Source organism: Lentimicrobium sp. S6 (genome assembly GCF_013166635.1).
GTDB lineage: Bacteria > Bacteroidota > Bacteroidia > Bacteroidales > UBA12170 > UBA12170.
Window position 1 is genome coordinate 98,942 of sequence record NZ_JABKBZ010000003.1, and the last position, 22,965, is coordinate 121,906.

19 protein-coding genes are annotated in these 22,965 nt (G+C 35.5%); 10 read left to right on the plus strand and 9 right to left on the minus strand.

Going from position 1 to position 22,965, the window contains the following annotated elements; translation table 11 throughout:
- Positions 1–53 precede the first annotated feature (53 nt).
- Positions 54–2,405, plus strand: coding sequence for a sodium-translocating pyrophosphatase (locus tag HNS40_RS02275; protein WP_172277033.1), 2,352 nt, complete (start codon positions 54–56; stop codon positions 2,403–2,405).
- Between the two features lie 254 nt (positions 2,406–2,659).
- Positions 2,660–3,946, plus strand: coding sequence for an MFS transporter (locus HNS40_RS02280; RefSeq protein ID WP_172277036.1), 1,287 nt, complete (start codon positions 2,660–2,662; stop codon positions 3,944–3,946).
- 200 nt (positions 3,947–4,146) lie between these two features.
- Here HNS40_RS02280 and HNS40_RS02285 read toward each other — a convergent pair whose 3' ends face one another.
- The gene (locus tag HNS40_RS02285) at positions 4,147–5,106 is read right to left on the minus strand and encodes a hypothetical protein (protein WP_216663650.1); all 960 of its coding nucleotides are present in this window, start codon (positions 5,104–5,106) and stop codon (positions 4,147–4,149) included.
- 112 nt (positions 5,107–5,218) lie between these two features.
- On the opposite strand from HNS40_RS02285, the gene HNS40_RS02290 reads away from it, so the two are divergent.
- The 4 genes from HNS40_RS02290 (at position 5,219) to HNS40_RS02305 (ending at position 6,209) form a co-directional block, all read left to right on the plus strand.
- Complete coding sequence (locus tag HNS40_RS02290) at positions 5,219–5,407, plus strand: hypothetical protein (RefSeq protein ID WP_172277039.1); 189 nt, start codon at positions 5,219–5,221, stop codon at positions 5,405–5,407.
- Positions 5,379–5,588 (plus strand): hypothetical protein, encoded by a 210-nt coding sequence (locus HNS40_RS02295; RefSeq protein ID WP_172277042.1) that lies wholly within the window; start codon positions 5,379–5,381, stop codon positions 5,586–5,588. The genes HNS40_RS02290 and HNS40_RS02295 overlap by 29 nt, the downstream gene beginning before the upstream one ends.
- Positions 5,589–5,706: 118 nt before the next feature.
- On the plus strand, positions 5,707–6,054 hold the full coding sequence (locus tag HNS40_RS02300; protein WP_172276714.1) for a hypothetical protein: 348 nt from the start codon (positions 5,707–5,709) through the stop codon (positions 6,052–6,054).
- Entirely contained in the window at positions 5,991–6,209 is a 219-nt protein-coding gene (locus tag HNS40_RS02305; RefSeq protein ID WP_172277045.1) for a T9SS type A sorting domain-containing protein, read from the plus strand. Before HNS40_RS02300 ends, HNS40_RS02305 begins: the two co-directional genes overlap by 64 nt.
- Positions 6,210–6,326: 117 nt before the next feature.
- Here HNS40_RS02305 and HNS40_RS02310 read toward each other — a convergent pair whose 3' ends face one another.
- From HNS40_RS02310 to HNS40_RS02340, 7 genes are all read right to left on the minus strand, one after another.
- Positions 6,327–7,556, minus strand: a complete 1,230-nt coding sequence (locus HNS40_RS02310) for a PQQ-binding-like beta-propeller repeat protein (RefSeq protein WP_172277048.1) — start codon at positions 7,554–7,556, stop codon at positions 6,327–6,329.
- Positions 7,557–7,889: 333 nt separating this feature from the next.
- Positions 7,890–8,468 carry a HutD family protein gene (locus HNS40_RS02315; protein ID WP_172277051.1) on the minus strand — a complete coding sequence of 193 codons (579 nt, stop codon included), beginning with the start codon at positions 8,466–8,468 and terminating at the stop codon, positions 7,890–7,892.
- Positions 8,469–8,683: 215 nt separating this feature from the next.
- The gene (locus HNS40_RS02320) at positions 8,684–9,607 is read right to left on the minus strand and encodes an AraC family transcriptional regulator (protein ID WP_172277054.1); all 924 of its coding nucleotides are present in this window, start codon (positions 9,605–9,607) and stop codon (positions 8,684–8,686) included.
- Between the two features lie 63 nt (positions 9,608–9,670).
- The gene (locus HNS40_RS02325) at positions 9,671–10,171 is read right to left on the minus strand and encodes a hypothetical protein (protein WP_172277057.1); all 501 of its coding nucleotides are present in this window, start codon (positions 10,169–10,171) and stop codon (positions 9,671–9,673) included.
- 20 nt (positions 10,172–10,191) lie between these two features.
- Positions 10,192–11,145: an SDR family oxidoreductase gene (locus HNS40_RS02330; protein ID WP_172277060.1), complete on the minus strand. Its 954-nt coding sequence runs from the start codon at positions 11,143–11,145 to the stop codon at positions 10,192–10,194.
- Between the two features lie 142 nt (positions 11,146–11,287).
- On the minus strand, positions 11,288–11,737 hold the full coding sequence (locus HNS40_RS02335) for a hypothetical protein (RefSeq protein ID WP_172277063.1): 450 nt from the start codon (positions 11,735–11,737) through the stop codon (positions 11,288–11,290).
- A 147-nt stretch (positions 11,738–11,884) separates the two neighbouring features.
- On the minus strand, positions 11,885–12,592 hold the full coding sequence (locus HNS40_RS02340; protein WP_172277066.1) for a YebC/PmpR family DNA-binding transcriptional regulator: 708 nt from the start codon (positions 12,590–12,592) through the stop codon (positions 11,885–11,887).
- A 135-nt stretch (positions 12,593–12,727) separates the two neighbouring features.
- Between HNS40_RS02340 and gcvP the strand changes: the two genes are divergently transcribed.
- Both gcvP and HNS40_RS02350 read left to right on the plus strand, forming a co-directional pair.
- Positions 12,728–15,586, plus strand: coding sequence for an aminomethyl-transferring glycine dehydrogenase (gene gcvP, locus HNS40_RS02345; protein ID WP_172277069.1), 2,859 nt, complete (start codon positions 12,728–12,730; stop codon positions 15,584–15,586).
- 355 nt (positions 15,587–15,941) lie between these two features.
- Entirely contained in the window at positions 15,942–16,478 is a 537-nt protein-coding gene (locus HNS40_RS02350; protein ID WP_172277072.1) for a glutathione peroxidase, read from the plus strand.
- Positions 16,479–16,563: 85 nt separating this feature from the next.
- On the opposite strand, the gene HNS40_RS02355 is transcribed toward HNS40_RS02350, so the two are convergent.
- Positions 16,564–19,029: an endonuclease MutS2 gene (locus HNS40_RS02355; RefSeq protein ID WP_172277075.1), complete on the minus strand. Its 2,466-nt coding sequence runs from the start codon at positions 19,027–19,029 to the stop codon at positions 16,564–16,566.
- Positions 19,030–19,484: 455 nt separating this feature from the next.
- Here HNS40_RS02355 and HNS40_RS02360 point away from each other — a divergent pair, with 455 nt between their 5' ends.
- Together HNS40_RS02360 and hypD are read left to right on the plus strand one after the other, a co-directional pair.
- A complete protein-coding gene (locus HNS40_RS02360) occupies positions 19,485–20,255 on the plus strand; it encodes a glycyl-radical enzyme activating protein (protein WP_172277078.1) in 771 nt (256 codons plus the stop codon).
- 34 nt (positions 20,256–20,289) lie between these two features.
- The gene (gene hypD / locus HNS40_RS02365) at positions 20,290–22,656 is read left to right on the plus strand and encodes a trans-4-hydroxy-L-proline dehydratase (RefSeq protein WP_216663649.1); all 2,367 of its coding nucleotides are present in this window, start codon (positions 20,290–20,292) and stop codon (positions 22,654–22,656) included.
- The last annotated feature ends 309 nt before the right edge of the window (positions 22,657–22,965 follow it).

The following is a 22,965-nucleotide window of genomic DNA, read 5'->3' on the forward strand; positions in this document are numbered from 1 at the left end:
ATACCAAAGAATATTACCATCATTTTAAAAGAAATAAATAAAAACTTAATTATATGGATTCTATCATCTATTTTATTCTGGCATTTTCTATAGCTGGATTTGTGTTTATGTTTTGGAAAACGTCTTGGGTTAACAAACAAGAGGTTGGGACTGAAAAAATGGCCGTTATTGCAGGACATATTTCAAAGGGAGCAATGGCTTTCCTAAAATCTGAGTATAAAGTTCTCTCTATTTTTGTTGTAGCAGTCGCAGTTCTTTTATTTTTTAATAGCACAGCACAGGACAGTTCCAATGGTTTTGCTGTATTGTCGTTTATTGTTGGTGCTGTATTTTCTGCCTTAGCAGGATATATTGGGATGAATATTGCAACAAAAGCAAATGTTAGAACCACAAATGCAGCACGTACATCGATAAGTAAAGCACTAGTAGTAGCTTTTAATGGCGGAAGTGTTATGGGACTAGGAGTTGTAAGTCTTGGTGTTTTCGGATTAGGTGGATTATTCTTATTTTATAATTATGTAATTGGTGTAGATTGGGGAATCACTGTGGTATTAAATGTGATTAGTTCTTTTTCATTAGGGGCTTCATCTATTGCACTGTTTGCAAGAGTTGGGGGAGGAATATATACTAAAGCTGCAGATGTTGGAGCTGATTTGGTAGGTAAAGTTGAAGCCGGTATTCCAGAAGATCATCCGCTCAATCCTGCAACTATTGCCGATAATGTAGGTGATAATGTAGGTGATGTAGCAGGAATGGGAGCTGACCTTTATGAATCTTTTGTAGGTTCAATTATTGCAACTATGGTTCTTGGAGCTAGTTTTTCTGTTTTGCCAGCTTTTTCAGAATTTTCATTAGGAGCTGTCATGTTGCCATTGGCATTAGCTAGCGTAGGAATTTTAGTTTCTATTATTGGTACCTTTTTTGTTAAAGTTAAAGAAGGAGGAAACCCTCAGACAGCATTAAATAAAGGAGAATTTATATCGGCAGCTTTGATGTTAGTTGGAGCATATTTTATAATTACAAATCTATTACCAGAGGCTTGGAGCCTCGGTGGAAAAGATTATACTGCACTTGGTGTATTTTGGGCAACCATTGTGGGACTAGTTGCGGGATTAGGTGTTGGTAAAATTACTGAATATCATACAGGTACAGGAACAAAACCTGTTACTTTAATAGTAAAGCAATCAGTTACAGGCTCTGCTACAAATATTATTGCAGGTTTAGGTGTAGGTATGATGTCTACAGCTATACCAATTCTTATTATTGCTGCTGGTATAATTGGAGCATTCTATTTTGCAGGGTTATATGGTATTGCTATAGCAGCTGTTGGAATGCTTGCTAATACAGGAATCCAATTAGCAGTAGATGCTTATGGACCTATTGCTGATAATGCTGGTGGAATTGCCGAAATGAGTGATCTACCAGAAGAAGTAAGGCAAAGAACAGATAAATTAGATGCTGTAGGAAATACTACAGCTGCCATTGGTAAAGGTTTTGCTATTGCCTCAGCTGCATTAACAGCTTTAGCTTTATTCTCTGCTTTTATGCAACAATCTGGTATTAGTAGTATTAATATTTCCAAGCCAACAGTTATGGCTGGATTATTAGTGGGAGCCATGTTGCCTTATGTATTTTCAGCCTTAGCTATGAATGCTGTAGGAAGAGCAGCTATGAAAATGATTGAAGAAGTAAGAAGACAGTTCGCTAACATTCCTGAACTTAAATCGGCTCTGAAAATTATGAAGAAATATAATTCTGATTTATCAAAAGCGACACAAGCAGAAGTTGATGAGGTAGAACATGCTCAAACCAAAGCTGAATATGAAAAATGTGTGGCAATTTCTACAAAAGCATCATTAAAAGAAATGGTTTTGCCTGGTTTATTAGCCATTGTAACTCCAACTCTAGTTGGTTTTATAGGCGGACCTGAAATGTTGGGTGGATTACTAGCAGGAGTTACCACTAGTGGTGTACTGATGGCGATCTTCCAATCAAATGCTGGAGGAGCTTGGGATAATGCTAAGAAGATGATCGAAGAAGGACAGGTAATAGATGGTTACGAGCACAAAAAAGGAGGAGCTTCTCATAAAGCTTCTGTTGTTGGAGATACAGTAGGTGATCCTTTTAAAGATACTTCTGGACCATCATTAAATATTTTATTAAAATTGATGTCAGTAGTGGCATTAGTGATTGCACCAAGTATTGCCAATGTGAATTGGGAATTAGCTGGAGAAGAACCAGTGAACAAAATTGAAATGGTGAAATCGATAAATGAAGTACAATCTATAGAAGTAAGTGAAGAAAATTCTGAGGATTCTAAAACAATCATTTTAACAGAGTCTGATTTGACTAGTATAGAAGAACAAGTTGTTTTAGCTGAAAATAGGAGCCTTAAACCTAATTAAAGGGAGTGCAATTATATAACTATTGAACCCATCTCTTTTGAGGTGGGTTTTTTTTGTTTAACTTTTTCTTGAAATAAGGCTAAGAATCTTGAATACTGAAGGTTTAGCCAGTTGTCAATTAAATAATTGGAGTAATGAAACTCTATTGTTTGCCAGTTATAATTCAATATTGTTTATTTATTTATCAAGAACTAGAGATATGTAGTTGATTATTACTAACTTTAGGCTAGTGTTTTTCACCAAAACCAAATGAAATGAAAGAAAAGTCAAAAAACTCCAGTATTAATATGCGATCGCTTATTGCTGGATTTTCCGGAAATATTTTAGAATGGTATGATTTTACTGTATATGGATTCTTTGCTACTGTGATTGGAGCGCAATTTTTCCCTGACGAGGATAAAGTGGTGCAATTGATTTCTGCATTTGGGATTTTTGCAGCTGGTTATTTAATGCGACCTATCGGAGGAATTATATTTGGACATATTGGTGATAGACAAGGTAGAAAGAAAGCTTTATTATACTCTATCTTACTGATGGCTATTCCTACGACTCTTATTGGATTTTTGCCAACATACGCAGACATTGGATGGTATTCAGCGCTCTTATTGGTTCTATTAAGACTCCTCCAAGGTTTATCAGTAGGAGGAGAGTTCACGGGTTCCATTTCTTTTTTAGTTGAAAAAGCACCAAAGGGCAAACGTGGATTCTTTGGTTCATGGTCTACATTTGGAGTTTTTGGAGGAATGCTATTGGGCTCTGGTTTAGGCTCTATCATCACTTCCATATTGAGCACTGAGCAGCTGCACGATTTTGGTTGGAGAATACCATTTCTTTTTGGTGCTGTGATTGGAATTGTTGGTCTTTACCTTAGGAAAGGAATGGGAGAAGAGGAACATTTTGAGGAGGCCAACAAAGAACAATCTTCTTATAAAACACCTTTGGCCGAATTTTGGGCGTCTTATAAATTACAAGCATTAAAAATTATGTTATTGAGTTGGGCATTTGGAGTTTCAGTTTATTTAATATTTATCTTCTTGCCATCTTATTTACATACTTTTCATCAGGTAAAACTAGACGATGCGCTATCAGCTCACACCATTACCTTAATAGTATTGATGTTGATGATTCCTCTTTTTGGTCATTTAACAGATAAAATTGGCAGAAAGACAGTACTGTTTTTATCCCTCCTCGGATTTATTATTTTTAGTTATCCGCTATTTGCTTTGATGTTTGAGAATACTTTTGAGGCCATATTAATAGCTATGTTGGTATTTGCTGTTTTTGAAGCAATGTTTCAAGCTGTGATGCCTGCCTTAATGACGGAGTCTTTTCCTGCAAAAGTGAGATATACCGGCTTGTCTATCAGCTATAATTTTTCCCTTGCCATTTTTGGAGGAACTACACCATTGGTTTGTACCTGGTTGGTCAAGCAAAGTGGGGGAGATGTTTGGATGCCTGTTTATTATTTAATGGCTTCATGTGTGATTGGAGTGATTGTGGCCTTATTTATTCCTGAGACTTATAAGAAGGAATTGGAGTGATAAGTATTTTAGAGATGGATGGTGTATACATTTGAATTGCAACTATTGGAAAGCGAAATTGATTTGACTCATTATAATAAAAGCAATTACAATGCTCTGATGGAAGTATTTTTTATGAATTGTGTGCTTTTGATACTGATCAGAGGTTAATATCAGGTTGGCTATTAAGGTAAAAGCCTACCCAGTAAATATGATATTTATCAATTTATTTCAAATACAGTATAGGTTCTTGACCACTCCACAACCTGATTTGGTTCCACATTTATATCAAAGAATAACTCCGGACTAATGACATGTTTCCACCCCCAAACATTTACTTTAGGGGTTTTAAAGCTTGCTTTTTCACTAATCCCTATTTTGCTTTTGGTATTGATTAATTCCCAAGATGCTTCAATATTTTCATTTCCTGAAAGATTACTGAAGAAAAATTGTTCGTTTGGAGTTTCATTAAATGATATTTCCTTTTGTCCAATGATCACTTTCCCCTCTGGATTAACAGTAGCTCCAAATGATTCGGGTTTAATTTGAAAGGGAAATCTTAAGATATAATGACTCCCCATTAATTCTCTATTGATAGCAAGAAAATTGTGAGTATATTCATTAGTCATTATGGTTTTTTCGCCGGTATTCCGTAGATGATATCTAATCACAAAACCACTTTCTAATAATTCAATTTCTTTTTTCAATTCATAGGAATAACCATTAGCATTTGGAGCACTACATTCAATGATTAGTTTATTGGATTCCTCAGTAATATTAAATTTTGCAGGCTCAATTTCATAGTTTTTACTAAATTGATATTGTTCCCCTTCTTTTTTTAATCGTCCGATTCCTATTTTATGAAAATAATCACCTTGTTTAATATCCTCAAAACCGATAGGTCTATCTATCCCAAATTCATTATAAAAACCTTCCCCATATATCATGCTGTACTTATGGTTTAATTTTTCAGTTCCAGAAACATAAATGCCTTTGTATTTTACAGCAGTAATTTTACCTGTCCAATCAAATCTAGAAGCTTTATAACCTTCCTCCGGAAGATCAACATGGATTTGAAGGTTTTTATTTTTTAGAACATATGAGGTGTGTTTTTCTTCTTTAAATGTACAGCTTGTAGTTATAATTAAGAGTATAAATAGTAGTAATATAGAGTTTTTCATTTCGTTGTGATATTAAGTTGTTTTATTTCCATACAAGGTTATGAATAATTTCACATAATAGTGAGCATTTATTCAAAAATCTTAAATAGGTTTATGCTTAGTTAAACATTACATGACCATCATCATTGCTTTTGTTGTTTATAAAAACAATCGAGAAGGTTTTGAGTGGGATAATACTGGATTGTTTGGAGTGCGCACCAGTAATTCAAATATTATAGTTATTCCAGGGGATATTGATAACGATGGGGATATGGATGTTATCATGACAGGGGATGCCCCATCTTATATATATATCAACTAAAATATTTATAAATGAGAATGGCTCATTCACCAATTTAACACATAGTATTCCTGGGTTTGGATCTGGAACAATTGATCTATCTGATATTGATAATGAAGGAGATTTGGATGTTTTTGCCATAGGTTATGATAGCTTAGGCGATACAGATGTGGGTATATTTATCAATGATGCAAATAGATAATATAAATAGTATAAACTAGGCTCCTGATTCTCCAACGGATCTGATTTCAGAAGTAAATGATAATAGCCTGATGTTGACTTAGTCAGCTTCCTATGATGACCATATTCCAATAGAAACTTTGCAGTATAATATTTATGTTGGAAGTGCTCCTGGAATGGGTGATGTATTTTGTTCTCAATCTATCATTGATCCAAAATCTGAAAATTCTGGGTTTCACTACATGCCCAAGCAAGGAAATATAGGAATGAGTCTTAAGTATACGATTTCTGAATTAGCTGATGGAATTTATCATTGTAGTGTTCAGGTTATGGACCAATCGGGTATATCTTCAGTGTTTGCAGAGGAGGAAATCTTTGAAGGTGGTTGTTTTACTGGTATTGAACAAGTTGATCTGTTGCAAATATGTATCCAAACCCTAGCTCCAATTGGGTTTATATCCAATCCTCTAGTAAGCCTCAGAATATAGAAATTTATAAGATGTTAGGAGAATTACTCTTGTCAAAAGAGAGGGTTCTTCAGGATGAGAAGATTGTTGTCAGCCAGTTTCCTCAGGGAGAGTATTTTATTAAAGTAACTTCGGAGGATTATTCTGTGGTTGAGAAAATACATATTGCAAGATAAACCAAAGGTTTCTAAATGAAAAGGTGGGTCATAAATTATAATATGACTCACCTTTATTGTTTCCGAATTTTTGTAATTAAGCGCGTATCAAGATTCAATTACTGATTATGGAATAGCTTATTTTTTTAGCTTGATATCGTAAGCAAGTAATGCATTTCCATGTCTGATATACAGCACCCCATTTTTGATCACAGGATGAGAGAAATGTTCTTTTGTTCCTTTTTTGACGTTAAAACTTCCCTTAATTTCAAAAGTTTCAGGATTGACCAAACAAACATTTCCTCTTTTATGTGCATAGGTATAAAGCATTCCATCTGCATAAATGATCGAACCATTCCCTGTTTCAAGAGAATCCATAATTGCACCTGTATTAGCATTTAACATCAATAGCTCTTTACTTCTTCCTCCAGCTCCAGTGTATAATTTGTCACCCAATTTGATCATTCCTCCGAAATAATTTCCAATGATGGTATCATGCCATATCTTTGTTATTGATGAACCATCCTCAGATAATTTATACTTTAATAAACCATGACCTATGGGGGCCGCAGTAAATATTGAGCTATCCTCATATATAACAGTGTTGGCATGGTTTGGATATTTTGAAGTAAAAGACTCACTCCAAAGTAGATTTCCTGTTTTTGCATCTATACCCATAAAGTTTTCTTTAGAGTAGGTGACCAGAACTTGATTTCCATTAATGTCAACTATTTTTGGCGAGTTATAGGCTGGTATTTCTCCCTTGGCTTTAGATATCCAAATAATATTTCCATTATATCTATTTAGTGCAACAATATTGGTGTCGGCTCCTCCGGGCATAGCATACACCATGCTATCATTAATAAGTAAAGATTGTGCGTATCCAAAATAGGGTGTTTTTCCATGAAAATCAGTCAACAAGCTTTTAGACCAAATAATGTCACCATTTTTACTTTTCATACACGATATATCGCCTCTTCCAGATGAGACATAGAGAAGATCATTTATTAGAGTAGGGGTGGACCTTGTTCCTGGATAACTGGTATTCCATTCAGAGCCAAAATCCTTTTGCCATTTTATATTTCCATTTATATCAAAAGCCACAACCGTAGCAATGCTATCTCTAGAAGCTATAATGTATAATGCACTGTCAGTGATGATAGGAGAACCATAGCCTTCTCCCAAATCTTCATTAAACCATAATAATTCTGGGCCTTCCTCTGGCCATGTTTTTAAAAGATCTTGTTCCTGATATTTACCATCTCTATTTTCTCCCCTCCACTGTTCAAAAACGGTCTGTTTTTTTTCTTCTGGAGAACAACTAAATAATATTGTGGCAATAAATACAAATAATAAGGTCTTTTTCATGATTATGGAGATTGTTTATGTTTTTGTAAAAATAGAAAAATTACCCTGATTTAAAATTAGAAAATGGAGAGAATTCTAAATGTATTTAATTATATTTCTTTTTTAATGATTTGCTATAGCTTGTATATCCTTTTTTGAGATGCTATGAGTTTTCTTTGTGGAGCTTGTCCTTTTATGCGGGGCAGGATGTTGAAAAGCTGTGTCACGAAGAGCCACAAGGGATTTTACGAAGAGTCACTAAGTAGTTTTGAGGCGTTTTTTGGGTAGGCTGAGAGTGTAAATCAAATGGCTTAAGGAACCAAGAAATATAATGCTAAGCAGCAACAATTTCATCTAATAATTTATTCTACACAAAATCATCTCGCATTCGAGAGAGGCTTTAAAATCTATCTTCCCAATTTCATTTTCTGAATAAATACTGATGACTTCACCTTTACTAGCAATAATTGATTGATCTTGAATAGATAGTTTTGTCTCTCCTTTAAAAATGTAGAAACCATAGTATTTAAAATTAGGTTTTAGAGAAATACTTTTAAGATGGTGAAATGTAATCGCCTCAATTTCGCCTGTGCACTCGCCTTTTAACATTAAGTTAAAATCGGTCGCTTTCCCGTAACTCTTAGTATTCCAATCGCCTGAGAACGCATCTTGCTCAAATTTCTTAATCGTTTTGGAGTGATGATTCTCATGGTCAATTTTAATTTCTCCATCTAAGATAATGAGTTTCCGAGCTACATTGGGCAATTTAGTAAAACTCGATTCCTCAGTTTCAACAGTGGCGGTACTTATTCTAAATAGAAAGTTCTGCTTTTTATAATTGGCGTTTTTTGGAAATATGGCTAATTGTGTTGTGGTTCCTCCAGACCAATTATTGGTGATTAAATCTGGAGCTTTTGTATGTTCAATGTGCATGGTTTTAAAAATAAAATTCAGGTAAATTTAATAAGAATGGTTTTAATAGGTTAAATTATTTTCATCAAAGTTTTTTGTGGTTGGATTGTAAATCTGATCCTGGTATAGATTTCGCGAAAAACGCTCCATCGGAAATGTTTTCCGATGGCACATAATGCATGATTTTAATTCAGTTTAGTATATTTAGTCGATTGCAAAAATGACCTAGCGGGTGTTTAGTTTAGTATTGCATTTTCTATATATTCCTTAGGACTAATCCCTGTTTTCTTTTTAAACAAGCGTGAAAAATATTGAGGATATTCAAAACCCAGTTTATATGCAGTTTCTGAAATAGTGGCATGAGGCGAAAGCAGCAGGTTTTTTGCTTCTTCTACCAAATATAAATTAATTTGGTCAATAGCTGTTTTTCCAGTTTCGGCTTTAATAGTATCACTCATATACCTACGACTGACACTCAGTTTATCTGCAATCCACTCCACCGTTGGAATTCCTTTTTCTTCTAATTGGCCTGACTCTAAATACTCATCTAGTATTTCAGTGAATCGTGTAAATAGTGCCTTATTGATATCTTTACGATTCAAGAATTGGCGTTTGTAAAATCGGTCAGCATATTTTAATAAAGCTTCCAAATGAGTTAAGATAATTTCCTTGCTAAATTCATCCTGATTGTTTTGGTATTCTGCTTCAATATTACGAAAAACTGATTTTAAGGTTTTCTCTTCCTTTGGCGAAAGATGAAGTGCTTCGTTTACATTATAATTAAAGAAGTTGTACTTCTTGATTTGCTTTTGAATATCCAATCCTCGAATAAAATCTTCGTGAAAAGCCATAAACCATGATTCCGAACTGATTACAATATCTTTTACAGTATAGGTTTGATGAGGTGCAGAAAACAACAAAGTTCCTGTGCTGCAATCATATTTTGTGCGGCCATAAAGAATTTCACCCGAAACAATGTTCTTCAAACTGATGACATAAAATTGATTGGTATAGCTCACTTCACCTTTTGAAGAAACGCAATTTTCAATTTCCTCAGCACTTAGCTTTTTATGACCAATACTAAAGAGAGGATTCTCGGGCTCAGGCAAATTCTGAGCCTGATTAAATTCCGTTATATTTTTAAAGTTGATGCTATTCATTAATACAAAATTAAGGTTTTTATTAAATCCAGTTGAATTTGCTGTTTTACGTTTATTCTCTTTCTATTTTTCTACTATAGTGAGTTGTTCTTTATATTCACTAATTCTGGCATAAGCTGTTCCATCGATTATTAAAATAACTATGAGCATAGCAATAGTTGTAATGCTAATGGCTCGCCAAATAGGAGTATTGATAAGTATAATGAGCAATGCAGCTACTATGATAATAAGGGGAATAGCCTTAAAAACTACAGTATTGTATTCTTTCAATGTAGCATCTACACGAGCAGTTTCTGATTTAATAAAGGCAGAGGTGTCTTTATTATAGGCTTTTTCAAATTGTGAAATTCTTGCTTTGTTGGTGAAGAGCAATCCAAATCCGATGGTCATAAGCATGGCTCCGGCTACTAAAGTGGGTATGATATATGCTTTCGCTAAATCTGTTTTTCCTAAGTGCCAGAAACCTATGCTTGCGGCCACAAAAGCGATTCCAAAAAGAATAAAGAAGGAGGTAGAGAAAACTTCGGCTTTTGCCCAATCTGTTGCTGCTTTTAATATGGCCATTGTTTTTGTGTTTTAGAGATTTAAAAATTCCATGTAATACCTGTTTCTTTTTCTGATAAATCCCATAGCCTCTTTGCTACAGCTTTGTCCTTAGCATGAGCTTCTATGTGATGAGCACCAACAGGCCCAACCCAATTACTACGTCCGGTAGGTCCGTAAAAAGCACTTTGGTCTAAATCCTCTTCTGTTGCACACATTAGTTCAGGATAAGCACCATTCTCAGCAGGCTGTGTTAAAGGTGAAAATTTCATCAGACCAAAAATAATCTTCATCATAAAACTACCACTGGTATTTATTAAGTTGGTTCTTGAAGAACCTGGATGACAAGCATAGGCTTTCACATCTGTTTTACTCGCTTTTTCCAATCTATTCTGTAATTCATAAATGGTCATAATTTGTGCCAATTTACTTTGGCTATAGGCGTCATTAGCAGTATAATCTTTTTCCCAGTTCAAATCATCAAATTTGATGGTTTTAAGTCCCATATCATAACCCATACTACCTACTGTTACAATACGCCCCTTGGATTTTTCAATCAATGGATATAGAATAGCTTGGAGTGTAAAGTGTCCAAAGTAATTAACACCCATTTGGCTTTCCCATCCCTCTTTAGTAGTCGTTCGTTTTGGCACCTGAGCTATTGCTCCATTACACATAAGTGCATCAATGCGATCAACTTTCTTAAGAACCTCTTTTGCGGCTTGTTTAACAGAATCTTGAATACCAAGGTCCATTTTTATAGCTGACACCTCTATATTGGCACCAAGCTCTTGTTTTAACTTTGCAATGACGTCATCCGATTTTTTTGGGTTACGATTCAACATCACCACTTTTGCTCCTTTGGATAAAAGTATTCGCGTTGCTTCAAATCCTGTACCACTGGTAGTGCCTGTTATAACAAATGTTTTGTCTTTCTGGGACTTCATTAATTCCGGAGTCCATCCTTTTTTACCAAATTTATTCTTTTGAGTCATCATTCTATATTTTGTTCAAATTATTATGATGCAAAGTTGAGAAATGAAGGCTAATTAGCACTTAAACAATTTGGTAGAAGATGTATACATTTTGGATAAGCAGTGGTTTTCTAATAAAGTTCAAGTGAAAGGAGGCCTAGTATTATTTTGGAGCGTTTTCTATATAATACAGCGAGTTCAAATCAGCAATATAGTATGATAACAGAATCATGATGAAAATTAAAAATAAGCTTAAAATAGTAAATACAATATCCCATAAACTATATTCAGATTCATTTTGGGGGAAAGCACTATCTAAGCTTGTGTAAAATTGCCATTCTCGATCTTGATATTTAAAACTCAAATGCCTAAAAAAACTATCTATGATGGTTAAAATTAATGGTGAAAAAAGGATGGTACTGGCCCAGACCTCCTCAAGACTTTTATGTCTGAAAAAGATAAAACCTATCAAGCCTATCATCGATAGAGCAATCGAAATTATCCATCTAGTAGAATATGGAAACCAAGATGCTTTTCGAAAATGAGTCATGGTAAAATTCAGAAAAACCGCAGCTATAATGACACTAAAAATTAAAACTGATTCAATATCCATTTTTTTATTTCTTTAATTTAAAAGTAAAATTAAGATAATTACATTATAAGCTTTAATAACAGATGGAATAATTATTGCTAGCTCAAAAAAAAGCCATCCAAAATAAATTGAATGGCTTTTTCTAAATTATATTAGATTCAGAATCTGCTACAAAATATTAGTATAAACATTTTGCACGTCGTCATCATCTTCTATTTTATCCATCATCTTTTCGATGTCCTGTAATTGCTCTTCAGTAAATTCTACTGGAGAGGTGGGGAATCTATTTAATGTGGCTTTCTTCACTTCTAATTTCATGTCTTCAATGGCACTGCCTAAGGTTCCGAAATTGGTATAATCAGCATAGATGAATATTGTGTCGTCAACGGCTTCAATCTCTTCTAAACCTGCATCAATCAACTCCAATTCTAAATCTTCAATATCATGCTCTTCTTTCTCAATTTCAAAAACCGCTTTACGGTTAAACATAAACTCTAAAGAACCCGATGGAACCATGGAACCACCTGCTTTATTGAAATATGATTTTACATTGGCAACCGTACGAGTGGAGTTGTCTGTGGCACATTCCACAAATACCAAAACACCATGAGGACCTTTCCCTTCGTAAGAAATTTCGGTATAAGCATCAGCATCTTTACCGGCAGCTCTTTTTATGGCATTGTCAATATTATCTTTAGGCATGTTTTGCCCTTTGGCATTCTGAATGGCAGTTCTTAGTCTCGGATTCATATCCGGATCAGGTCCGCCTTCTTTGGCGGCCATGGTGATCGTTTTTGCTAATCTTGGAAAAACTTTAGACATTTTGTCCCAGCGTTTTTCTTTTGCTGCTCTTCTGTATTCAAATGCTCTTCCCATTTCTTAATTGTTATTTTGCTGCAAAATTAAATTATTTTGTTAAATATCAAGGATAAGAGAAATACTTATTAATAAATCTCTTAAAGTCATTAACTTTGGGCTTTGTAAAAAATCATATTTTAAACACGTAAGATAATGATAACCAATAACTTTGTTGCTCGTCATTTGGGTATCCGCGAAGAGGATTTACCAATGATGTTGGAGAAAATTGGCGTTGCCAATATCGATGAACTTATTTACGATACTGTTCCCGATCAAGTACGTTTAGAAAAACCACTTGATTTAGCTGATGGAATCAACGAATTTGAATATATAAACCATCTAAAAGCATTAGGTCAGAAAAATAAACAATTCCGTAGTTTTACTGGAATGGGATATTATCCTACCATCCTTCCTCCGGTTATTCAGAGGAATATGTTGGAGAATGCAGGCTGGTATACAGCTTATACTCCTTATCAAGCAGAGATTTCTCAAGGTAGATTAGAAGCCTTATTGAATTTCCAAACGGTCATTTCAGATCTTACGGCTATGCCACTCTCCAATTGTTCTCTTCTCGACGAAGGTACAGCTGCAGCAGAGGCTATGTTGATGGCTTTTAATGCCAGAAGTAGAGCAAAAACTAAGACTGGTGCCAATAAGTTTTTTGTGGATAAAGATATCTTCCCTCAAACTATTGCCTTACTTGAAACAAGATCGAAGCCACTAGGTATTGAATTAATTATTGGTGATTTCCAATGTGTTGAAATGGATGATACTTATTTTGGAATCATTCTTCAATATCCAAATGACAGAGGAGCAGTTATTGATTATACTAAGGTGGTTGAAATGGCTCATACTCAAGAAGCATTGGTAATTGCTGCTGCTGATTTAATGAGCTTATTATTATTGAAAGCTCCAGGCGAGTGGGGTGCCGATATCGTTATTGGGTCATCTCAACGTTTTGGTGTTCCTATGGGTTTTGGTGGGCCTCATGCAGGTTTCTTAGCCACTTCTGATAAGTTCAAAAGAAATATGCCAGGTAGAATTATCGGTATCTCCAAAGATAGCCAAGGTAATCCTGCTTTAAGAATGGCACTTCAAACTCGCGAACAACATATCAAACGCGAAAAAGCAACTTCAAATATTTGTACAGCCCAAGCTCTTTTAGCGAGTATGGCTGCCATGTATGCTGCTTATCATGGTCCAAAAGGGTTGAAAGAAATAGCTCAAGATATTCATCAAAATGCAGTAGCATTATCTGATGGGTTGGAAGCTTTAGGATATCAACAAGAGAATGAAGTTTTCTTTGATACATTGTATATTTCTGGTATTGAGAATATTGCTTTGATAGCGCAAGCTGCTTTAAACAAAGAAATGAACCTTAGGTATTTTGAGGATGCAGTAGGGATTTCCATTAACGAAACTACTACCTTAGATGATTTAAACGATATTCTTGAAGTTTTTGCTCAATCTGAGGATGGTGAATCAGTAGCTATGGACGATTTGGTTTCAGAGAATATCATTCCTGAAGCATTCCAAAGAACTTCTGATTATTTAACTCATGCGGTATTTAATTCTTATCATTCAGAAACTGAAATGATGAGATATTTAAAGAAATTGGAGATTAAAGACTTATCTTTAAATCGCTCTATGATTCCTTTGGGCTCTTGTACCATGAAGTTGAATCCTGCTGCTACTTTGTTTTCATTAAGCTGGCCAGAATTTGGTAATATCCACCCATTTGTTCCAAGAGATCAGGTGGAAGGTTATTTAGAGTTGATTCAAGATTTAGAAAGCGATCTTTGTGAGATTACTGGTTTCGCTGGTATGTCTTTCCAACCCAATAGTGGTGCCAATGGTGAATATTCTGGATTAATGGTGATTCGTGCTTATCACGAAAGTAGAGGAGACCATGATAGAAATATCTGTTTAATCCCTTCTTCTGCCCATGGAACCAATCCTGCAAGTTCTGTAGTTGCTGGTTTTAAGGTAGTCGTTGTGAAAGCCACCGATAATGGTGAAATTGATATTAATGATTTACGCGAGAAAGCAGAATTACATAAAGATAATTTAGGTGCTTTAATGGTGACTTATCCTAGTACACATGGTGTATATGAGAAAGGTGTTACTGAAGCTCTAGAGATAGTTCATGCCAATGGCGGACAAGTTTATATGGATGGTGCTAATATGAATGCTCAGGTAGGTATTACCAATCCTGGTTTTATTGGTGCTGACGTTTGCCATTTAAATTTGCATAAGACTTTTTCTATCCCTCATGGTGGTGGTGGTCCTGGAGTTGGTCCTATTGGTGTAGCAGCTCATTTAGTTGAATTCTTACCTGGACATCCAGTATTTCAAACTGGTGGTAAAAAAGGAATTTCTCCTGTCGCGGCAGCTCCATTTGGAAGTGCTTCCATTTTACCTATTTCTTACGGATATATTAAGCTTTTAGGTGGTGAAGGATTATTAGATGCTACTAAGTATGCTATATTAAATGCCAATTATTTGAAAGATAGCTTAAAGGATGATTATCCAATTCTTTATACTGGAAACAAAGGTAGAGTTGCTCATGAAATGATTATCGATTGTAATAAGTTCTCTCAAACAGCGGGGCTTCAGGTAATAGATATTGCTAAGCGTTTAATGGACTTTGGTTTCCATGCGCCAACAGTAGCTTTCCCTGTAGTTGGAACTTTAATGGTAGAGCCAACAGAAAGTGAGCCATTGAGTGAGTTGAATCGTTTTATTGATGCCATGAAGTCTATCCGTGAAGAGATTAGAGAGATAGAGGAGGGTAAAGCAGATAAGAAAGACAATATTATTAAGAATGCACCACATACAGCAGGAATGGTTACTGCAAATGAGTGGGACAAGCCTTATGGTCGTCAACAAGCTGCCTTCCCAAGAGATTGGTCTAACGAAGATAAATATTGGCCAGCCGTTGGAAGAATTGATGATGCCTATGGTGATAGAAATTTATTCTGCACTTGCGCCCCAACTGAAGATTATATTTAATTCTTGTCAATAGTTTAGATAGAATTTTAGGATATGGAAAAGCCCTTGTTAGTTTAACTGACAAGGGTTTTGTTTTTGATTTTAGTCGTAACAAAGCTCTCTTGAGCTGTATTTGTTTAGAGAAATGAAAGGGATCAAAGCCTTGAGTGTACGAGAGGATTGGAGCCCTGGAATCTAAAGAACTCATGACGCTATCCATTCATGCATTTCAATTATGCTCTATGTAAATCTCCAAGGCTATCATCCTTCACGATTTCTAGAACGATTCTTCCTTAACTATTTTCTAACAAATAAATCTATAAACTATTGCTCTTTATGTTTAACTTTGTTTAAAATAATTTAAACAAAAAAAACAATGAAAAAATACAGTCTAATATTTATAAGTATTTTGTTGGTCACAGCTATAAATGCCCAATCCTCATTCTACTCATATACTGTGGAAGATATTAATGGAGAACCATTTGCTCTAGAGCAGTTAAAAGGAAAAAAGGTAATGGTGGTTAACGTGGCTAGTAAATGTGGTTATACCAAGCAGTACGAGCAATTACAGCAAGTTTATACTGAATACGGTGGAGATGATTTCGTAATCATTGGCTTTCCAGCCAATAACTTCATGAAACAAGAACCAGGAACCAACGAAGAAATCAAAACTTTTTGCTCAGTTAATTATGGAGTTACCTTCCCTATGATGAGTAAAATATCTGTAAAAGGTGATGACCAATCTGATGTTTATAAATGGTTAACATCAAAAGAACTCAATGGATTTGAGGATTCTAAAGTGAAATGGAATTTTCAGAAATACTTAATTAGTGCTGATGGTCAATTAGAAAAAGTGATTTCTACAAAAACATCACCTGATGATGAAGAAATTATCAATTGGATAAAGGGATAAAACCTCAATAAAAATTAAAAACTAAACCTTCATTTCTTTTGGGATGGAGGTTTTTGGCTATAGGCAAATAGTGAACAGCCAATAGCTAATAGCTTAAAGTAGCAATAGTAATACCATGGCCACCTCGTTCCACATGTTCATCCTGATAGTTGGCTACTTCTGGGATACCACTCAAATATTCTCGTATCACTTGTCTTAGGGCTCCTGTGCCTTTTCCATGTAGTATTTGTACTTCATAGATTCTCAAGAGGATGGCTTCGTCAATAAAATGCTGTACTTTATGAATAGCATCCTCCACTCTTTCTCCTCTAAGGTCGAGTTTGAGTTGAAAGTTAGCCGCTTTATCATGTAGTTCAGTAGCAATTTTGCTATAATTACTTGTTACCTTTCTATCCATATCACGAGCTCTGGTCTTGCTAATGCCTTCTAGGTTTTTTAAGTCAATGCTCATGCTGATATTATCAAATATCACCACCGCCTTTTTGCCTTTTATCTCCTTTAGAATTCCAGCTCTTTTCTGACCTTTAACGATCACATTTTGACCTTTTTTGAGCTCTATCTTAACTTCTTTTTTTACTTTAGGTTTTGTATGTTCCTTTAGTTCATCGGCAGCCCTTTGGTGAATATTGACAATAGGTTTTTTTGAGGACTTAGATTTGTCAAAATGTTCTTTCTCTAGTTTTCTCTTTTCCTCTTCTAATATTCGCCTTGCTTTTAAAGTCTTACTTTTGTCAGCCTGATTTTCTTTTATTTCCTTAATAGTTTGTTCTATTAATTTATTACTGGAATCTAAAATCTTAGCAGCTTTGGCTTCAGCTTCATGAAGTATAGTATTCTTTTCACTTTGCAAACGAGCATAAAGGCTTTGATATTTTTCTATGGTTTCAGAAAGCAAATCATCAGATAGATCCACATGTTTCTTCTTCTGATCCAGTTCCTTTTTCTCCACATCTAATTGCTGCAATTGTTCTTCAAAGTCCAATTGTTTTCTATCAGCTTTTGATTCTATTTTTTTAAGAACCCGCTCTGGAAATCCAATCTTCTTGGCAATTTCAACGGTAAACGAGCTCCCAGGACGACCTATCTTCAATTGATATAAAGGTTCGAGTTCTTTGGTGTTGAAAAGCATGGCAGCATTAGCCATTCCATTGTCTGGGGAGGGTAATAATTTCAAATTGGCAAAGTGAGTAGTAATTACACCAAAGCATTTTTTATTATTGAGTTCTTCTAGAATGGCCTCAGCAATAGCACCTCCTAAATTGGGTTCTGTTCCGCTACCAAATTCATCAATAAGGAATATGGTTTTTCCATCAGCTTTCTGAAGAAAATATTTCATATTGAGCAAATGAGAGCTATAGGTACTTAAATCATTTTCAATGGATTGTTCGTCTCCAATATCAATAAAGAAATGCCTAAATATTCCGGCAATGGAAGTCGATTTAACAGGAATGAGTAAACCACATTGTAGCATATATTGAATTAGTCCTACCGTTTTTAAGCTTACGGATTTGCCACCAGCATTAGGTCCGGAAATGATGAGGATTCTTCTATAGTCACTTAAGGAGATATCTAGAGGAACCACCATCTTATTTTGAGCACGATGCGAAAGGTAGAGGAGGGGATGACGAGCACCATGCCAGTCCACTTTTGGTCTTGCCTGTAAATCAGGTTTAATGGCATGTAAATCAATGGCCAATCGAGCCTTTGAGATGATAAAGTCGATGAGTCCGAGCTGAACAAAAGCATTTTTTAAGTATTCAATATCTGGGCGCAGTAAATCTGCGATTTCAGTTAAGATTTTGATGATGGCTCTCTTTTCAGCAGCTTCTAATTCCTTAATCTCATTATTAATCTCGAAAAGTTGAGCAGGTTCCACAAAAACGGTTTGTCCGGTAGCAGATTCACCATGCATAAAACCTTGGATTCTACGCTTATGTGAAGCTGCCAAAGGAATCACCATTCTCCCGTTTCTGATGGCTGGCTCTGTATCAGGACTTGTCCAGCCCTTGCTAATAGCCAGCTTTAAACTGTCTTTAATAATACTGTCATTATTGCGCTGCAAGCTTCTTAACTTTTTTCTAATTCCGAAGAGCTCCTCAGAAGCATGGTCTTTAATATCACCCTTATCATCAATAATCTGATCTATTCTTCTTAATAGGGAGATATCTGTTTCTAAATGTTCAGCAATCTTTCTAATCTCAATATTCTTGTCGCCTCTATCATCCAGCATCATGATGATTTTATGCATCACTTTTAGAGCAGTATACAAATCGAATAAATCTTCTTGTGGAATATGACTTCCTTTTTGTCTAATACCCTCAAGCGCTTGACGTAGGTCAAAATAATCATAAGTAGGGAAGGAGGTTTCAGTTAGTAAAAGGTCTTTCATTTCCTCAACCTGTATTAACCAGAGCTCAATGTTTTTATGATTGGAACTGAATTTTAGTTTGTCCACCCATTCCACACCCATGCTACTCACACAGTTGTCCAAGAGCATTTGTCGGATTTTATTGAAGCCTATTTTTGTTTCGAAGTTATTCGGATAAATCATGGCGCAAAGTTAGAGCAATTACAGATAAAATCAATTGTGAAATTTTGATGGTTATTGGGAGGGTTATTTTGTCGAAATTAGTTTTTTATAAGCCTCTTTTTTGTTGATTATTTAGAGTGTTTTTTGAAAAAGAACAGTATTGTAATTCTTTAAACATTCAATTTGCTAATGAAAAAGAAATTATCGTATTTTTGAAACTGAAATGAATAAAAACGCTAATATATATATTGCAACTCAACTTTTGGGTGATAGCCATCAGCATCTGTTTGAGTGCTGGATTTTTTGATCAATCCATTCTTTCCAGTATTTCATGCCGACGATGAATTGAATGAAGTGTGAACTTTACGATTTTTCTCAAATATTTTTAATTCAATATCGGCATCATACCACTACAGAGGTCACTAAAAACCTTTTGAAAATGGTATCATTTCATTAATCATTAAATTTATTTGATCATGCGAGGTATTGTTTTTGATATCAAGCGTTTTGCCATTCACGATGGCCCTGGAATTAGAACCAGTATATTTTTCAAAGGATGCCCTTTGACTTGTTGGTGGTGTCATAATCCAGAGAGCTGCGCTACAGGAGTTCAGAAATTAGACTTTGAATTCAAAGGAAGTTCAACATTAGGTTGGGAAACCACAGCAGAACAACTTCTAGTGGAGGTTGAAAAGGACAGCGCTTTCTTTGATGAATCTGGTGGAGGGGTGACTTTTACAGGTGGCGAACCCATGATACAAGCCAAGTTCTTAAATGAAACAGCTGCTTTATTTAAATCTAAAGAATTGCATTTAACATTAGACACCACAGGATATGCAGCCGAGAAAAAGTTTCAAGAATCAGCAGACTTAATGGATTTGATTTTATTCGATTTGAAGCACATGAACGAGAAAGCTCATTTTGAATTTACTGGTGTTAGTAATAAGCCCATTCTTAGAAACCTCAATTATTTAGTGGAAAGTGGCAAAGAAGTGCATATCCGGTTTCCCATGATGCCAGGCTTGAATGATGAGGAAAAGAATTTAATTGAAATGATGCAATATCTTCAAAGAAATACCGCTATCAAAAGAATCCATCTTTTGCCCTATCATAAAATAGCATCGGGAAAATATGAGAAGCTGGGAATGAAAAATAGGATGGCTGGAATTGAAGAACCAAGTAATGCTAGAGTTGATTTGGTGAAGGATTATTTTGAAATTGGTGGTTTTGAAGTCCTGATTGGTTAAAAATAAGCATTTTAAAAAAAGAAAAAACACATAGATGATAACAGATAGAATTAAAAAATTAAGAGATTTAAGTTTAAGCACTCGTCCCTCCATTTCGGAAGAAAGAGGCGTGTTGATGACCGAATTTTACCAAAGTAAAGAAGCCAAAGGATTGTCTGTTCCTATGCTCAGAGCCAAGGCTTTTCATTATTTGATGTCCAATAAAACCATTTATATTGGAGATGGTGAAATGATAGTTGGTGAGCGTGGTCCAGCGCCACAGCAAACACCCACTTATCCTGAGGTTTGTATTCATTCCATTCAAGATTTAGAAATTGTGGATGAAAGACCAAAGGTAAGTTTTAAGGTGAGCGATGAAACCAAAGAGGTTTTCAGAAAAGATTTAATTCCATTTTGGACTGGTAGAAGCCAAAGAGATAGAATCTTTTCTGTGCTTCCACAAGAATGGGTAGATGCTTATTATGCGGGCATTTATACTGAGTTTCTAGAGCAAAGAGCTCCAGGACATACCGTTCTAGGTGATGTTATCTATCGTCAAGGGTTTAAGGATATTAGAGCAAGAATAGAAAAAGAAATAGAGGGAGTTGATTATTATAATGATCCTCGTGCAGTGGAGCGATTAGAGGAGCTTAAAGCTATGAAGCTAAGCTTGGACGCGGTTTCTGTTTTTGCGCAAAGACATGTGGACAAGTTAAGGGTTTTACGAGAAGCTGAGCAAGACGAGAAACGTCAGCAAGAGTTGGACAAGATGATAAGTGTGAGCTCCAATGTGCCAGAAAACAAGCCTAATGACATTTGGGAGGCATTGCAGTATTATTGGTATGTGCACCAAGGAGTGATAACGGAGCTAAACCCTTGGGACTCCTTTAACCCAGGTCGACTCGACCAACATCTGATGCCATTTTATCAGAAAGCACTAGACCAAAACGATTATACGGATGCTGAAATGCGTGAGCTCCTCCAAGCTTTTTGGGTGAAGTTCAATAACCATCCATCACCACCAAAAACTGGAATTACGGCAAAAGAGAGCAATACTTTTACTGATTTTGCTTTAATTAATGTGGGAGGAGTTAAAGCTGATGGGAGCGATGCTGTAAATGATATGAGTTATATCATACTCGATATTATTGAAGAGATGCGAATCTTACAACCTAGTTCTATGGTTCAGTTGAGCAAGAAAAATCCGGATCGTTTTATCAAGCGAGCATTAAAAGTGGTGAAAACAGGTTTTGGACAGCCCAGTATTTTTAATACCGATGCTATTATTCAAGAACTCATGAACCAAGGTAAAAGTATAGTGGATGCCAGAAATGGCGGTGCCAGTGGTTGTGTGGAAACTGGAGCATTTGGAACCGAAGCCTATATGTTGACAGGCTATTTCAACTTGGCCAAGATTTTAGAACTAACCTTAAATAATGGTTTTGACCCAAGAACAAAGCAGCAATTAGGCCCACAAACTGGGAATGCTGCAGAATTCAAAAGCTTTGAAGCTTTAATGGAAGCATGGAAAACCCAAGTCAATTATTTTGCAGATTTAAAGATTAAAGGAAATAACATCATAGAAATCATGTGGGCAAAGCATATGCCAGCTCCATTTTTATCGGTTTTTATCGATGATTGTATTGCCAATGGAATGGATTATAATGCTGGAGGAGCCAGATATAATACCAGTTATGTTCAAGGTGTTGGAATGGCTAGTATTACAGATTCTTTGAGTGCCATCAAGCATCATGTTTTTGAGGATTCAACTTTAACAATGGGTGACTTTTTAGCCGTATTGAAAAGCGATTTTGAAGAAGCAGAAGAATTTAGGAACAAGCTAATTAATGAAACGCCTAAATACGGAAATGATGATGACCGTGCCGATGATATTATGCGCGAGGTATTTGAGGTATTCCATGGAGCCATAGATGGAAGGCCATCACCAAGAGGTGCGAAATATAGAATCAACCTCTTGCCAACCACTTCTCATGTGTACTTTGGAAGTGTGATAGGAGCGTTACCCGATGGACGAAAAGCCAATAAGCCATTATCTGAAGGCATTTCTCCATTCCAAGGAGCAGATAGAAATGGGCCCACTTCGGTGATTAAGTCAGCCTCTAAAATTGATCATTTAAGAACAGGTGGAACTTTATTGAATCAGAAATTTACTCCAGCTTTCTTAGATAATGATTTGGGAATAGAACAAGTAAAAAACTTGGTGAGGACCTATTTTAAAATGGATGGGCATCATATTCAATTTAATGTGGTGACTGCTGAAACCCTTCGTAAAGCGAAAAAAGACCCAGAAGCCAATCGCGATTTAATTGTTCGGGTAGCAGGTTATAGCGACTATTTTATTGAGCTAACCGAGGAATTACAAGATGAAATTATTCGTCGTACAGAGCACGATGAGTTTTAAAGACAAATACCGTAAGTATTTAAATTGACACCTTTAAACACAGAAGGTGATTGACCTGAGCCCAAGATTTTTTTCTTGGGCTTTTTTTACAAAAAACTAACAATCAGGGCATTTCAAAATAGTTTAACTTGCACACAGTTAAAATACAAACCAAAACAATACTGTCCAAAAGAAGTTCTATATTAAAAAAGATTCTTCACCTCATTTCATTACGTTCAGAATGACAGGGTGTTAGGATTTGACAGGAAGGAAGAAGGGCTTTGCTTTTGGCATTGAAAAAAGCAAAGCCCTTCTTCCTTATGAGTTGCC

Bases quoted from the DNA above. Each gene is read 5' to 3' on its own strand.
- HNS40_RS02325 (WP_172277057.1), bottom strand. From the start codon at position 10,171: ATGGCCATATTAAAAGCAGCAACAGATTGGGCAAAAGCCGAAGTTTTC.
- HNS40_RS02360 (WP_172277078.1), top strand. From the start codon at position 19,485: ATGCGAGGTATTGTTTTTGATATCAAGCGTTTTGCCATTCACGATGGC.
- HNS40_RS02290 (WP_172277039.1), top strand. From the start codon at position 5,219: ATGACCATCATCATTGCTTTTGTTGTTTATAAAAACAATCGAGAAGGT.
- HNS40_RS02310 (WP_172277048.1), bottom strand. From the start codon at position 7,556: ATGAAAAAGACCTTATTATTTGTATTTATTGCCACAATATTATTTAGT.
- HNS40_RS02315 (WP_172277051.1), bottom strand. From the start codon at position 8,468: ATGCACATTGAACATACAAAAGCTCCAGATTTAATCACCAATAATTGG.
- hypD (WP_216663649.1), top strand. From the start codon at position 20,290: ATGATAACAGATAGAATTAAAAAATTAAGAGATTTAAGTTTAAGCACT.
- HNS40_RS02295 (WP_172277042.1), top strand. From the start codon at position 5,379: ATGCCCCATCTTATATATATATCAACTAAAATATTTATAAATGAGAAT.
- gcvP (WP_172277069.1), top strand. From the start codon at position 12,728: ATGATAACCAATAACTTTGTTGCTCGTCATTTGGGTATCCGCGAAGAG.
- HNS40_RS02350 (WP_172277072.1), top strand. From the start codon at position 15,942: ATGAAAAAATACAGTCTAATATTTATAAGTATTTTGTTGGTCACAGCT.
- HNS40_RS02335 (WP_172277063.1), bottom strand. From the start codon at position 11,737: ATGGATATTGAATCAGTTTTAATTTTTAGTGTCATTATAGCTGCGGTT.
- HNS40_RS02285 (WP_216663650.1), bottom strand. From the start codon at position 5,106: ATGAAAAACTCTATATTACTACTATTTATACTCTTAATTATAACTACA.
- HNS40_RS02355 (WP_172277075.1), bottom strand. From the start codon at position 19,029: ATGATTTATCCGAATAACTTCGAAACAAAAATAGGCTTCAATAAAATC.
- HNS40_RS02320 (WP_172277054.1), bottom strand. From the start codon at position 9,607: ATGAATAGCATCAACTTTAAAAATATAACGGAATTTAATCAGGCTCAG.
- HNS40_RS02330 (WP_172277060.1), bottom strand. From the start codon at position 11,145: ATGACTCAAAAGAATAAATTTGGTAAAAAAGGATGGACTCCGGAATTA.
- HNS40_RS02340 (WP_172277066.1), bottom strand. From the start codon at position 12,592: ATGGGAAGAGCATTTGAATACAGAAGAGCAGCAAAAGAAAAACGCTGG.
- HNS40_RS02275 (WP_172277033.1), top strand. From the start codon at position 54: ATGGATTCTATCATCTATTTTATTCTGGCATTTTCTATAGCTGGATTT.
- HNS40_RS02305 (WP_172277045.1), top strand. From the start codon at position 5,991: ATGTATCCAAACCCTAGCTCCAATTGGGTTTATATCCAATCCTCTAGT.
- HNS40_RS02280 (WP_172277036.1), top strand. From the start codon at position 2,660: ATGAAAGAAAAGTCAAAAAACTCCAGTATTAATATGCGATCGCTTATT.